This is a genomic window from Streptomyces tanashiensis, from assembly GCF_014648895.1.
In the GTDB taxonomy this organism is placed as follows: domain Bacteria; phylum Actinomycetota; class Actinomycetes; order Streptomycetales; family Streptomycetaceae; genus Streptomyces; species Streptomyces tanashiensis.
Genome location: NZ_BMRZ01000003.1, coordinates 137272 through 151277 on the forward strand (window position 1 = coordinate 137272; position 14006 = coordinate 151277).

At 74.4% G+C, this 14006-nt stretch carries 10 protein-coding genes; all 10 read right to left on the bottom strand.

Translation table 11 applies throughout. From position 1 onward, the window contains the following. Nucleotides 1-2: 2 nt before the first annotated feature. The 10 genes from IE237_RS11270 to IE237_RS11315 all read right to left on the bottom strand — a co-directional run bounded on the left by IE237_RS11270 (nt 3) and on the right by IE237_RS11315 (nt 14003). On the bottom strand, nt 3-1376 hold the full coding sequence (locus IE237_RS11270; protein WP_189801771.1) for an FHA domain-containing protein: 1374 nt from the start codon (nt 1374-1376) through the stop codon (nt 3-5). A 41-nt stretch (nt 1377-1417) separates the two neighbouring features. Next, nucleotides 1418-2740 (bottom strand): vWA domain-containing protein, encoded by a 1323-nt coding sequence (locus IE237_RS11275; RefSeq protein WP_189801772.1) that lies wholly within the window; start codon nt 2738-2740, stop codon nt 1418-1420. 56 nt (nt 2741-2796) lie between these two features. Further along, nucleotides 2797-4206: a PP2C family protein-serine/threonine phosphatase gene (locus tag IE237_RS11280; protein WP_189801773.1), complete on the bottom strand. Its 1410-nt coding sequence runs from the start codon at nt 4204-4206 to the stop codon at nt 2797-2799. Nucleotides 4207-4208: 2 nt separating this feature from the next. Further along, entirely contained in the window at nt 4209-6707 is a 2499-nt protein-coding gene (locus IE237_RS11285; RefSeq protein ID WP_189801774.1) for a serine/threonine-protein kinase, read from the bottom strand. A gap of 59 nt (nt 6708-6766) precedes the next feature. Next, entirely contained in the window at nt 6767-8044 is a 1278-nt protein-coding gene (locus tag IE237_RS11290) for a coiled-coil domain-containing protein (RefSeq protein WP_189801775.1), read from the bottom strand. Between the two features lie 54 nt (nt 8045-8098). Next, nucleotides 8099-9130, bottom strand: coding sequence for a glutamate ABC transporter substrate-binding protein (locus tag IE237_RS11295; RefSeq protein WP_189801776.1), 1032 nt, complete (start codon nt 9128-9130; stop codon nt 8099-8101). An 11-nt stretch (nt 9131-9141) separates the two neighbouring features. Further along, nucleotides 9142-10569: a GlnX family signal transduction membrane protein gene (locus IE237_RS11300; RefSeq protein WP_189801777.1), complete on the bottom strand. Its 1428-nt coding sequence runs from the start codon at nt 10567-10569 to the stop codon at nt 9142-9144. Nucleotides 10570-10861: 292 nt separating this feature from the next. Continuing rightward, a complete protein-coding gene (locus tag IE237_RS11305; protein ID WP_189802536.1) occupies nt 10862-11848 on the bottom strand; it encodes an N-acetylglucosamine kinase in 987 nt (328 codons plus the stop codon). After that, on the bottom strand, nt 11845-13110 hold the full coding sequence (locus IE237_RS11310) for a 6-phospho-beta-glucosidase (RefSeq protein ID WP_189801778.1): 1266 nt from the start codon (nt 13108-13110) through the stop codon (nt 11845-11847). Before IE237_RS11310 ends, IE237_RS11305 begins: the two co-directional genes overlap by 4 nt. 8 nt (nt 13111-13118) lie before the next feature. Continuing rightward, nucleotides 13119-14003 (bottom strand): carbohydrate ABC transporter permease, encoded by an 885-nt coding sequence (locus tag IE237_RS11315; protein WP_189801779.1) that lies wholly within the window; start codon nt 14001-14003, stop codon nt 13119-13121. Between the last annotated feature and the right edge of the window lie 3 nt (nt 14004-14006).

Sequence of the window (14006 nt, forward strand, 5' to 3'; positions counted from 1 at the left end):
GGTCAGCCGAGCCGGATCGTGATCGTGGTCCAGGCGCCGACGTGCACCCGGTCGCCGTCCTGGAGCTGGACGGGGACGTAGGGCTGGATCGGCTCCTCGCCGCCGTTGACCGTGGTGCCGTTGGTGGAGTTCTGGTCCACCACCGCCCACGAGCCGTCCGGCTGCTGCACCAGCACGGCGTGCTGGTGCGAGACGCCCGGGTCCTCCGGCGGCACCGACAGGTCGATGTCGGGGGACTCGCCGGTGGAGTGCCGGCGGCGGCCGATGGAGACCTGGTTGCCCTGGAGCGGCAGGTGCTTGTCCGGCGAGTACGCGGGCAGGTTCAGGCCGGTGGCCTCCGGGCCGCTGCGCTGCATCATCGCCATGAAGTACTCGCGGTCGGGACCGATGACCGCGCTCCAGGTCAGGGGCTGCTGCTGCCTCGGCGGCTGGAACTGCTGAGGAGGCTGCTGCCCCTGGTGCTGCGGAGGTCCCTGGTGCGGCGGGGGCCCCTGGTGCGGGGGAGGTCCGTGATGCGGCGGGGGCTGCGGGACCTGGTGCTGCTGAGGCGGCGGCGGTCCCTGGTGCGGCGGTCCCTGCGGGGCCTGGTGCTGCGGCGGGGCCGGCGGCGCCGGCGGCGCCTGGTGCTGCGACGGCGGCGACAGGACCCAGTCGTCGTCCGCGCGCGGCTGCGACGGCGCGGGCGGGGCCGGAGCCTGGGCCGGGGCCTGGAGGTACGCGGGCGGCGCCGGCGGCTGCTGCGCCTGCGGGCGCTGCGGCGGGGCCTGGTGGTGCGTGGGCTCGGCGCCCAGCGGCTCGGCCGGGCGGTTCACCTGCGAGGGCCGCGAGCCCTGGTAGCCGAACGGGTCCGGCTGCTGCGGGGGCTGCTGCTGCGGCGGCGCGGGCGGCGGGGACTGGAAGCCCGGCGGCAGGTTCAGTCCGGGCGGAGGCCCGGGCTGCTGCGGCGGGACGTTGTGCGGGGCCAGCGGCGTGTACGAGGTCGCCGTGTTCGTGAGGAAGTTCCAGCGGCACTCCTCGCAGAACGGCGCCATGTGCTCGCGCGGCGTGCGGCACTGCGGGCACAGCTCCGCCTGGGCCGTCGCGTTCGGGTCGCCACCGGGGCCGAAGCCGCCGGGGGCCGCGGGGGCACCGGGAGCACCGGGGCCGAAGCCGCCCGGAGCACCCTGAGGAGCACCGGGACCGCCCGGGCCGCCGGGCGGCGGGCCCATCGGGGGCTGGCCCGGGCCGCCCGGGCCGGGGTATCCGTACGCGGGGGGCGGCGGCGGGGGAGGCGGCGGTACGGCACCCGTCGGCGCACCCGCCCCGGCCATGCGATGGCCGCAGACCTCGCACCAGTCGTCGGAGACCGACTGGTGTCCGTTCGGGCAGGTCGGCATGTCGGTGCTTCCCCCTCTCGTCGTCCGGCCCGGTGGCCGGGCTACCTCTTGACGCGAACGGTCTTGGTGGAGCGGGTCTCGAGTGTCATCTCGTCCGCTTCCGCGACCTTCGCCTTCAAACGCACAGTACCGGTCGCCGCGTCGACGACGTCGACCACCTTCGAAAGCAGTTTCGCCGTATCCGCGTTGCCGGAGGCCGCCGCGAGCTGCACGGCACGGCCCAGTTTGGCCGTCGCGCCGTCGCGATCGCCCGATTTGCGGGCATCGAGACCCTGCTGGATGACGTCCGCCAGCTCCGCCTGGCCCGTGTAGTGCGCGACCTGCGGGTTGATCGACGTCGACATCGCGAGGTCGTCCGTCCACACCGCCCGTACCAGTCCTTGAGACAGCGGGCGCGGATCGCCGCCCGCCGGGTCCGGGGCGATCAGGGAGACGCGGGCGGCGAGCATCTCCTGGCCGACCGCCGCCTGCGGCACCCGCACGCTCACGTGGTAGTCGCGGGACTCGTCGCCCCACGAGCCCGTCGGGTAGTCCCCGGCACGCGGCCCGGCCTCGGTGCGCCGCCCGGTGAGGTCCTCGACCGCCGGCGCCACCTGCTTCACGAACAGGATCTCGACCCCGACCGGGGTCCACAGGCGAAGGGCGACGTCCGCGACGCCCTTGCCCATCGCGTGCTCCATCATCGCCGTGAAGTCGGCGGCGAGCCCGGCAGGGTCGGCGACGATGTCGGCGGTGCCGAGGAGCGCCGAGGCGATCCCGGTGACCTCCTTGACCTCCCAGTCCGTGCCGACGCCGCGGGCGTCACAGGTGAACCGGCCCGCGCAGGCGTCGAGCGCGGCCCGCAGCTCCTCCGGCGACTCGTGCTCGTTGCGGCCGTCGGTGAGCAGGATGCCGTGCCGGATGGTGAGCTCGGCGGAGGAGAGCAGCCGGTCCGCGAGGCGCAGCCAGGTGCCGATCGCCGTGCCGCCGCCCGCGGAGAGCCGGCGCAGCGCCTCCTTGGCCTCGGCGCGGGTCCGGGCGTCGGCGACGGCGAGGCCGCCGTTCCCCGGGTAGACCTCCTTCGCCACGTGCGTCCCGGCGACGAGCGCGAAGTGGGTGCCGTCGCGCAGGGTGTCGACGGCGGCGGCGGTCGCCTCCCGCGCGCCGCGCATCTTGGTGGCGGGGTAGTCCATCGAGCCGGAGCAGTCGACCATGATCACGACTCCGGCCGCGCCCGCGTGGCCCGCGTGGCCGCCGCTCGTGCCGCCTCCGGTCGAGGTGACCGTGACGATCGCGCTGACGTCCCGGCCGCCCTCCGGCAGGAACTCGTTCTGGTAGACGTCCACCGAGAACCGGGGCGCGGTCGGCTTGGAGAAGTTCGCCATCTGTTTTCGGCTCCTCGTGCAACAACGGTGAAAGGGACGGGGATCGGCGACCGCTCTCAGGCGGATCCTGCCCCTTGCGGTGCGACGGTGAACGGGACGAGCGCGACCGTGATGTTGTCGTGGCCCCCGCCGTCCAGGGCGTGGCCGACGAGGACCTGGGCGCTGTGCAGGGGGCGGTCCGCGGCGTCGGCGGGGACGACCCGGGCCATGTCCTCGGCGCCCTCCGCGTAGTTCCACAGGCCGTCCGTGCAGACCACGACCACGCCGGAACGGTCCGGCTTGAACGCGGCCGTGTGCGGGTCCAGTTCGTACGAGTCGGCGCCGAGCCAGCCGGTGATGGCGTGGGCGCGCTCGTCCGCGTACGCCTCGGCCTCGTTCATCAGGCCCGCCGCGACCATCTGCGCGGCCCACGAGTCGTCCTCGGTGAGCCGGGCGGGCGGGGTGCTGCGGTCGTCCGGCACCCAGTAGGCGCGACTGTCGCCGACCCAGCCCACGACGAGCAGGCCGGCGGCGACGACGGAGCCGACGATCGTGCAGGCCGGGGCGTTGCGGTGGCGGTGCGGGTCGTGCTCCGCGCCGTCCTGACCGGGCTCCTCCGCGAGGGAGTTGACGGCCTCGGCGGCGGCCACGATCGCCTCGTGCATCGCCTGCTGCGGGTGCGTGCCCCGGGGGAGCGCGGCGAGCAGCGAGGCGCCGGCCGCCTCCGCGGCGGCGGCGGAGGCCTCGTCGGGGCGGGTCGCCGAGGAGACGCCGTCGCAGACGATCGCGAGGGTGGCGGGGGAGCCGTCGGGCAGGGTCGTCGACGAGACGGCGAAGGCGTCCTCGTTGCGGTGGTGGCGCAGTCCGCGGTCGCTGACGGCGGCGACGCCGGTGAGCTCCCGCTCCATGTGGTCGCGCTCGCGCGGCTGGGCGTGCCCGCAGTTCTCGCAGTACCCGTCGGTGTCCACCCGCCCGGCCCGGCAGGCCACACACAGCGCGGCGGCGGGAGCGGGGGCCGGGGCGGGGGCCGGAGCGGCAGGGGCCGGGGCGGCGGCCGGGGCCGGATCCGCCCGCACGGCGGCACGGGGGTCGGGCGCGGCCAGCTCGAAGTCCCCTTCAGGCGTGGGAGATCCGGGCGCGGGGGATCCGGGCGCGGGAGTCCCGCCGGGCGCTCCGCTCTCCGCCGGCGCCGGGCCGTCCGTGCGGACCTCCATCGTCGGCAGGTCGCGGCCGCCCGAGTCGGTGCCCGGGAGGTCACCCGGGTGCTGGGTCGCCGTCGAGAGCGAACCGGGGTCGCGCGGCGGGGCGGGCGGCCAGGCCACGGGGGTGCCGATCGCCACGGTCGGGCGGTCGGCACCGGCCTCGGCGGCCGGCACGGCCGACAGGTCGTAGCCGCACGCCCCGCAGTACCGGTCACCCGACTCCAGCGGCTCCGCGCAGCCCGGGCAGGCGGCGAGTCCGTGCGACGGCTTGGGCTTCTGGGACATCCTCACACCCACGTCCGGGGGCGGAAGCGGTTGGCCCGCTCCACCAGTTCGATCCTCTCCTCGCCCCGCTGGGCGAGCCGGGCCAGCACCCGGTACGAGCGTTCGAGGCCGAAGCGCAGTCCGCGCTCGTCCAGTTCACTTCCGAGCAGCAGCGCGCCGCCGCCCGGTGCCGCACCGGGACTCCCGGAGAGTACCCAGTCGAGGGCCGTCCCGAGGACCTCCGTCGACAGACGCTCCCGGCGCACCGCGTCCAGACCGAAGCCCTGGAGCGCGGAGACCTGCGCCGCGGCCGCCGTCAGATCGGCGCCGAGCGGCTCGTGCGCCGGGCGCCGCCGCAGCCGCGCCCGCACGGCGGCGACCCGCGCCGCCGTGTAGTGGATCGACGCCTCCGGTACGGATTCCAGGGCCTCGACGGCCCCGGTGCGGTCGCCCGCCGCGAGCCGCACCCGGGCGAGCCCGAAGGCCGCGCTGACGAAGCTCGGGTCGGTGGCCCACACCAGGCGGTAGTACTCGGCGGCGTTGTCCAGCTGGCCGAGGACCTCGGCGCAGATCCCCAGGGCCAGCTTCGGGGCCGGTTCGCCGGGGAAGGCGTCGTACACGGCGTCGAAGGCCAGCGCCGCGTGCTCGTGGTCGCCGGTCACCAGGGACGCGACGCCCCGGTACCAGACGACCCGCCAGTCGTCCGGGTCCCTCTCCTCCAGACCGGCGAGGGTCCGCGCGGCGGAGGGCAGGTCGCCCAGCTCCAGCTGGGCCCGCAGGGTGCGCAGCCGCAGTTCGGCGGAGGGCGCGGGCGCGCCCTGGAGCGCCCCGAGGAGCTCGCCCGGCGCGGCGGCCGCGAGCCCGGCGAGGAATCCGGCGTTGGGGTCGCCCGTGTCGACGCGCGGCACGGGCAGCGCGAGCGCGGTGGCGGACGCGTCGAGCGGCGCGAGCAGCCCGCCGAGCCCGGGGCCGGGGAGCGCGGTCGCCCCGGCGGGCGGCGCCTGGCCCGGTACCGAACCGGGCGGCAGCCCGCCCGCGGCGGCGGGCCGCCTGCGGCCCCGGCGGGCGCCGAGCAGCGACACGTCCTCCGTCAGTTCGGCGAACAGCGCGGTGTCCGTGACCCGCACCTCCGTGCCGAACAGCGTCGAGAGCGCCGGCCGCGGCCGTCCCGACTGGAGCGCCACCACCTCGCGCAGCACGCCCGTCAGCTGCTCCGCCATCTCCTGCGCGGAGGCGAACCTGCGGGCCGGGTCCGGGTCGGTGGCGCGGACCAGGAAGCGGTAGTACGACTCGTACGTCCGGAAGACCTCGATGTGCTCGGGGTCGGGCAGCGAGTCCACGAAGACGTTCGTGTAGCCCTGGAAGTCGAAGGTCATCACGGCGAGCGTGCGCGCCACCGTGTACAGGTCGCTCGCCACCGACGGGCCGACCTCGGCGACCTCCGGTGCCTGGTAGCCGACCGTGCCGTAGATCGCGGACTCGTCGTCGTCCATCCGCCGGACCGCGCCCATGTCGATGAGCTTCAGCTGGTCCTCGGACTGGATGGCGTTGTCGACCTTGAAGTCGCAGTACAGCAGGTTCCTGCTGTGCAGGTGCCCGAGCGCCTCCAGGGCCTCGATGCCGTACGCGCAGGCCTGCTCCACCGGCAGCGGATCGCGCCGGCCGTCGGGGGTGCGCCGGTCGTTGGCGATCTCCTTGAGCGACTTGCCGCCGACGTACTCCATGACGATGTAGCCGTCCAGGGAGCCGGTGCGCTGGTCGAGGTGCTCGACGAAGTTGTAGATGCGGACGATGTTGGAGTGCTCGATCTCGGCGAGGAAGCGGCGCTCGGAGATCGCCGCGGCCATGGCGTCCTGGTCGCCGGTGTCGAGCAGGCCCTTGAGGACCACCCACCGGTCGGAGACGGCCCGGTCGACGGCGAGGTAGATCCAGCCGAGCCCGCCGTGCGCGAGGCAGCCCGCGACCTCGTACTGGCCGTGGACGATGTCTCCGGCGCGCAGCTTCGGCACGAAGGAGTACGGGTGTCCGCACTTGGTGCAGAACCCCTCCGTGCGGCCCGGCCGGTCACCCCGCGAGCGGCCCACCGGGGCCCCGCAGTCCGAGCGGGAGCAGAAACGCTTCCGCTCGGGAACCTCGGCGTTCTCCATCACCGCGGCCCGCGGGTCGGGGCGCGGCACCTCGGGGATCGTCACCAGACCCGCGCCCAGCCGGTTCCGGGCGGACTGCCCGGTCGACGAGCCCGAGCTGCGCACCGACACCGAGCGGCCCGTGGTGGCGCCCGAGGCCCCGGAGAGCGAGCGCGAGAGCCGGCCGGAGACCGAACGGCGGGAGGTCGAGGAGCGGGACGAGGCACGCGAGGAGGCGCGCGAACTGCTTCGCGAGGAGCTGGAGTCCGGCCCCCCGACACCGCTCGTCCCCCTGCCGGGCACGGCCATCCCGGTCGGCGTCGACCCGATCAGGCCTCCGGGCGCGACCACCGGGGCGAGCCCGCACGTGTCGCAGTACAGCTCGCCGCCTCCCATGTCCTCGTACGAACCCTCGCACGAAGGACGCTGACAGCTCCCCACACCCGTCTCCCCGCTCACCACTGCCGTCCTCCCGCGTCTCTCGGGCCGGACAGGACGTCCGCCGCCGCCTGCTGATAGCGCAGTACGGCCTGTTCCGCGACCCGCAGATCGCAGGGCGCGCTCCACAGCATCCGGCGCGCCGCGTCGTACCGCTCGACGAGCAGCGGGTCCTCCGCCGCGCCGAGCCGCGCCACCTTCGCCTTGTACGCGTCGAGCCGGCCGCGCAGCTCGGCCCGGACCGCCAGCGGCGCGGTGACGGCGGTCAACGACTCACGGGCCCGGAGCAGTTCGTCCTCCGCCTCGCGCTCCAGGGACTCCAGGAGCGGGGAGAGCCGGTGCCACTGGGCGTGCCTGCGGTACTCGGCGGCGGCCGCGAGCCGCTCCTGCAGCACGATCGGCGGGCCGCTGACGGCCGGCACCTCGGAGGCGGCGATCTTCGCGAGGACCTCGCCGCGCGCCGACCGCGCCTCGGCGAGCGTCCGGTCCGCCCGCGAGAGCACGTCCCGCAGCCGCAGCAGCCGGTCCTCGGAGTCCTGCCGGACCGCGAGGACGGCCTCGATCTCGCGCCGGATCTCCTCCAGGGCCAGGGCGGCCCGGTCGTACCGCTCGGTGTCGGGACGGCCCCCGCCGGGCGCCGAACTCCCCGCCGCCGGGCGCCAGAAGGCCAGCGGGTCGGTCACCACCTGGGAGCGCAGCGCGGTCAGCTCGGCCGTGATCGCCTCCAGCTCGTCCCCCGCCGGGTGCTCCCCGGGCCGCACGCCGACCGAGTGCGCCAGCGAACGCGTCCGGCCCAGCTCGGCGGCGAGCAGGTCTATCCGGGCGGGCAGCGCCGACCAGACGGCGTCGGCGGTGACGACCAGGTCGAGCGAGGAGGCGTACAGCTCGTTCATCCGCCGGACCAGCCCCTCCAGGCTGAACCGCTCGGTGAGCAGGGCGCCCTCGGCTGCCCCGCCCGGGACGAGCACGGTGTCGCCGCGCAGTCGGTCGGTCAGCTCCACGAGCTCCTCCCGGCCGGGCCAGCGGCGCCGCGCGCGCAGCTCACGGGCTTCCCGCAGGGCGCCGGTGTAGACGTCGAAGCAGGTCCAGAGCAGGGTGATGGTCCGCTCGGCGGCCGCCCACCGGTCCCGGGTCGTGCCGGTCAGCTCGGCCCCTTCGAGCAGCCTGCGGCCCGCGTGGTCCTGGAGCGCGAGGAGCGAGTCCTCGACCGCCTTGTGCTCGGCGCCGAGCCGCGCCAGCGCACGGTCCACCTCGTCCCGGTCCATCACCGGCCCGGGGGGTCCCGTGACGCCCATCGGTCACCTCTTCCGCTTCGTGTACAGGGTTACTCCTTCGGGGCGCGTACCGGGCTACTTGTAGAGCGGGGCGGGCGGCCCCGCTATCCCCGGCAGGTCCTTCGCCAGCCAGTCCTTGTACGCCTTCTGCCAGGGGCCCTGCCGGTAGCCCACCAGGACCTGGTTGACCCGCCGCACCAGGTCGTCGTTGCCCAGCTTGGCCGCCACGCCGTAGTACTCCTCGGTGAACGGCCGGCCCTTGAGCTCGACCGCCGGGTCCTGCGCGGCCTGGCCGGCCGCGAGGGCGTTGTCGGTGACGACGGCGTCGACCTCGCCCATCTGGAGCCGGGCCAGGCAGTCCAGCTGGTTGGGGACGGTGAGCAGGTCCTTGTCGTCCTTGGTGCCGTCGGCCTCGTCCTTGAAGACGGCGCCGAAGGACTTCTCCTCCAGCGCGTCGTAGGCCGTGGAGCCCTCGGCGGTGCAGATCCGCTTGCCGCGCAGCGAGGAGTCGTAGCCGGTGATGCTCTTGTCGAGCTTGGGCGCCAGGACCTGCTGTCCGGCCTGGAAGTAGGCGGTGGAGAAGGCGACCTGCTCGATCCGCTTGCAGTTGATCGTCATGGTGCGCACGACGAGGTCGACCTTGCCGCTGTTCAGGGCGGCGATCCGCTGGTTGGTCGGTATCGTCCGGAAGATGATCGCCTCCGGGTCGCCGAGGATGTCCTTGGCGATGGCCCGGGCCAGGTCGATGTCGAAGCCCTCCAGGACGCCCTTCTCCGGGTTCCGGTAGCCCCAGCGGTAGCTGGACTGGTCGACGCCGACGATCAGCTTCCCGCGGTCCTTGACCGCCCGGATCGACGGGCCGTCCGCCGAGGAGGGCGTGAGGGAGGCCTCGGGGTGCTCGCAGGTGTCGGCCTTGACCTGGACGCCGGTGCCCACGCCGGGGCCGGCCGTCCGGGGCGCGGCCGCCGCGCCGCCGCCGTCCTGCACGAGGGGCAGCAGGGTGAGCGAGGCGGTGAGCCCGCAGGCCACGGCCATGGCGGCCACCCCGCCCCAGCCCCGCAGCCGCTTCGCCGTCCGCCGCACCAGCGGGTCAGTGCCGTTCGGCATCCCGCCCCCTCTCACCGGTACTCCGACAGTCTGCGGTTGATGCCGAGCACGGCGCCGGCCGCACCCAGGATCCCGAGGGCCGCGGCGCCCAGCGGCAGCGCGGTCAGCGCGTCCCTGGCGTCCCCGGCGGAGCGGGTGAACTCGGTCTGCTCGTGCGCGAGGGCCCGCTCCAGGGCCGCGTCGACCTCGTCGAAGGACCGGCCCGTCGACTCCCCGGCCCCCACGACCCGGCTGAGGGCGCCCTCGTAGTCGCCGGCCTCGTCCTTGGCGCGGGCGTCCTTGTGGCGCTCCCGCCACTCGGCCGCGCCCTCGGCGGAGTCCTCGACCGGGCCGCGCCCGGCGTCGTCGTCGGCGAGCTCGCGCGCCGTGGCGAGCGCCGTCGTCAGGGCGCTCATGCTCGCCGTGTAGTCCGCCTCGTACTTGTCGTTCTTGCCGTCCTCGGTGAGGACGGCGCCCCGGGCGACCAGGGTCAGGTTCTCGTTGGCGCGGGCGGTGAGCGAGCTGATCCGGGCCGTGTTGAGGACCTGGAGGGACTCCTGCCCGTGCGCCCGCGCGCTGTTCAGCTCGGCCCGCGTCACGGTGTGCGCGGCGAGGAGCCAGAGCAGGACGACCACGGTGGCGGCGGTGGCGGCGAGCAGCCCGTGGTTGAAGACCCGGTTGGTCCGGGCGTAGTTGCGGCGTTGGGCCCAGACGAGGACGCCGAGGGCGAGCAGTCCGAGCGCGAGCGACAGGAACGGCCAGGCACGGGCGGAGTCGTCGTCCCGGTGGAGCCGCTCGGTCTCCGCCGCGTACAGCCGCTCGGCGGCCGGCAGCAGCGCGCTGGACATCTGCTGGTTGGCGTACCGCAGATAGGCGCCGCCGAGCGGAAGGCCCTGCCGGTTGGCGGCGCGGGCGCGCTCGATCAGGCCCGTGTAGCGCGGGAGCTGTTCGTTGAGGGTGGCGATCTCGCGGGCCGACTCGGACGAACCGTCCGTGTTCGCCGCGGCCTTGACCAGGAGCCGGGAGGCGGTGGTGATGTCCCGGGTGTAGCGCGCGCGGGACTCCGCGGGCTCCAGGGTGCCCGCCAGGAAGCCGCTGGCGGCGGTGGTGTCGGCGTCGGCCAGCGAGCGGTAGATGGCGGCGGCGTCGGCGCTCAGGGGCTGGCTGCGGCTGACGACGTCGTCGGCTGCGGAGGCACGGCCGGTGACCTCCAGGGCGGTGACGGCCCCGAACGCGACGACGAGCAGCGCCAGTACGGCCCCGAGGATCTGGAGACGGCCGGGCTCGGTGGTCGCGGCCTCCCGCAGCCTCTCCCGTCCCACGGCCCAGGCGCCGCGTCCCGCGGGCGGGCCGGCGGCGGGCGCGGGCGACGGCTGCGCGGGCACGGTGCCCGGGCGCGCGAGCGCCGTCGCCGTGCCCCGCGCCGCCGAGGCGGCGGACGCGTTCGGCGGGTGTGTCACTTGACCTCCCCCTCGGTCGCTGACGTCGGCCGTCCGGCCGGGCCCGGTGAGGAACCGGTTCCGGTGGAGACCACCCGGCCAGCAGTATGGCCTCAGGGGGCCGTCCGCACACCGGGATTGACTGGATCTTGTGCTTATCGTGCCCCATGCCCCCCGTGCGTCAGCAGGCGAACCCCCTCATCTTGAATACGTCGCCCGGCCGGAATCGGTTCCGTATCGGCCATCGCTCGAACAGGTGAACATGCGTGCGGGGCGCCCCGTCATGACGACGAGACGCCCCGCGACGGCACGCTCAGACCACCCCGTAGTGCTCCCGCAGCCGGGTCTTGGCCTCCGGGCCGGCCCCGTCCGCGTCCAGGGCGAGCAGCCCCGCCCCGAGCACCGGCGGCGCGGTCACGAAGCCGACCACGGCCTTCGGCGCCCGCGCCGCGAGGAGTTCGAGGATCCGCTCCTCCAGCTGCGGGTGGCGCGCCGCGAGCACGCTGCCGCCCAGCATCACCGGCGCCTCCTCGTGATGGAGCCCGAGCCGGCGCAGCGCGACGTACGCCATGGCGACGACCTCCTCGGCGAGCCGGTGCACCAGCGACAGCGCCACCGGGTCCTCCCCGGCCGCCACCGCGAACAGCACCGGCGTCAGCTCGTGCCGCCGCTCCAGCGGGATCCGGCCCAGGTGCAGCGCCTCGATCAGCGCGTACATCGACTCCAGGCCGAAGTGCGCGGGCAGCGCGTCGGCGAGGGCCGTGGGCAGACCCCGCCCGTCCTCGGCGCGCGCCGCGCACCACAGGGCCTCGTCGGCGAGTCCGCCGCCCCCGCCCCAGTCCCCGGAGATCTTCCCGATCGCCGGGAAGCGGGCGGTCCGCCCGTCCGGCGTCATCCCGACGCAGTTGATCCCGGCCCCGCACACCACGGCCACGCCCCGCGGCTCGTCGAGCCCGGCCCGCAGTATGGCGAAGGTGTCGTTGTGCACCCGCACGGACCGGCTCAGGTTCCGTGCGTACAGGGCCTGTTCGAGGTCCGTCTCCTCCACGGGGAGGTCGGCGTTGGCGAGACAGGCCGTGACGTGGGCGAACGCCGGGCGGATGCCGGCGCCGCCGGCCTGCTCCCACGCCCGCCCGATGATCTCCGCGAGCCCGTCGACCGCCGTCTCCACCCCCACCACGGGAGGCTGGAACCCGCCGCCGCGCGCCGCCCCGAGGACGGCGCCGCCCCGGGAGAGCACCGCGACGTCGGTCTTGCTGTTCCCCGCGTCGATCGCGAGGAGTGTGCCGTTCAGGTTCACGCCCACGCGAGGTGCTCCCGGTTGTGCGCGAGCAGCCGGTCGGTGAGCCCGTCGGCGTACGCGTACTGCCCGACCAGCGGGTGCGCGAGCAGCGCCTTGAACACCCGGTCGCGGCCCCCGCGCAGCGCCGCCTCCAGGGCCAGGTCCTCATAGGCCGTGACGTTCGCGATCAGACCGGCGTACAGCGGGTCCACCGGCGCGACCGGCAGCGGCGTGGCGCCGTGGGCGCCGACCGCCGCCTGCGCCTCGATGACGGCGTCGTCCGGCAGGAACGGCAGCGTGCCGTTGTTGTACGTGTTCACCACCTGGTACGGCGAACCGCCTCCGCCCAGCAGCGAGGCCGCCAGGTCCACGGCCGCCTCCGAGTAGAAGGCGCCGCCCCGCTTCGCGAGCAGGGCGGGCTTCTCGTCGAGCGCCGGGTCCCCGTACATCTCCAGGAGCTCCCGCTCCATCGCCGCGACCTCGGCGGCCCGCGAGGGCTTCGTGCCGAGCTCCCGCACCACCTCGTCGTGCGCGTAGAAGTACCGCAGGTAGTACGAGGGGACGACGCCGAGCCGGTCGAGGACCGGGCGCGGCAGGCGGAGGTCGTCGGCGATCGCGTCACCGTGCTCGGCGAGCAGCCGGGGCAGTACGTTCTCGCCCTCGGGGCCCCCGATCCGCACCGACCGCTCCCAGGTCAGGTGGTTGAGCCCGACGTGGTCGAGGTGGACCTCGGACGGGGTCACACCGAGCAGCTTCGCGAACTTCCGCTGGAAGCCGATGGCCACGTTGCACAGGCCGACGGCCTTGTGCCCGGCCTGGAGCAGCGCGCGCGTGACGATGCCGACGGGGTTGGTGAAGTCGATGATCCAGGCGTCGGGGTTGGTGCGCCGGACCCGCTCGGCGATGTCCAGGACGACCGGGACCGTGCGCAGCGCCTTGGCGAGGCCGCCGGCGCCGGTGGTCTCCTGGCCGACGCAGCCGCACTCCAGCGGCCAGGTCTCGTCCTGCTCGCGGGCGGCCTGTCCGCCGACCCGCAGCTGGAGCAGGACGGCGTCGGCGCCCTCGACCCCGGCGTCGAGGTCGGTGGTGGTGACGATCTTCCCGTCGTGGTCCTGCTTGGCGAAGATCCGCCGGGCCAGGCCGCCGACGAGCTCCAGGCGCTCGGCGGCGGGGTCGACGAGGACGAGTTCGGTGATGGGCAGGGTGTCGCGCAGGCGCGCGAATCCGTCGATCAGTTCGGGGGTGTAGGTGGATCCGCCCCCCACGACAGTGAGCTTCATGGTGTGAGTCAGCCCTTCACTCCGGTCAGTGTGACTCCCTCGACGAACGCCTTCTGGGCGAAGAAGAAGACGAGGATCACAGGGGCCATGACCAGGACGGTCGCGGCCATGGTCAGATTCCAGTCGGTGTGGTGCGCGCCCTTGAACGACTCCAGGCCGTAGCTGAGCGTCCAGGCGCCCGGGGCCTCGGAGGCGTAGATCTGCGGCCCGAAGTAGTCGTTCCAGCAGTAGAAGAACTGGAAGAGGGCCACGGCGGCGACGCCCGGCTTCGCCATCGGGAGCACGACCCGTATCAGGGTGCGGAATTCGCCGCAGCCGTCGATCCGCGCGGCCTCGACGTACTCGTTCGGGATGGTCAGCAGGAACTGGCGCAGCAGGAAGATGGCGAAGGCGTCGCCGAAGGCCATCGGGATGATCAGCGGCCACAGCGTGCCGGAGAGGTCCATCTGCTGCGCCCAGAACAGGTACATCGGGATGATGACGACCTGCGGCGGCAGCATCATCATCGAGATGACGAGCAGCAGCGACAGATGCCGGCCGCGGAAGCGGAACTTGGCGAGCGCGTACGCCACGGGGATCGAGGACACCACGACGAGGGCCGTGCCGAGACCGGCGTACAGCAGGGAGTTCCTCCACCAGGTGAGGAAGCCCGGCGTCTCGAAGACCTTGACGTAGTTCTCCCAGTGCCAGGAGTTCGGCGTCAGGTCCCGGGTGAGCGCCTGCTGGTCGCTCATCAGGGAGGTGAGGAGGACGAAGACGAACGGGAGCACGAAGAACAGGGCGGCGGCGATGCCGAGCGAGTGCACGGCGATCCAGTGCAGCAGCGACCTGCGGCGGGCCCGCTTCTCGGCGGGGCTCACCGTGGTCGGGACGGGGGCGGTTGCGGTCGTCATGGT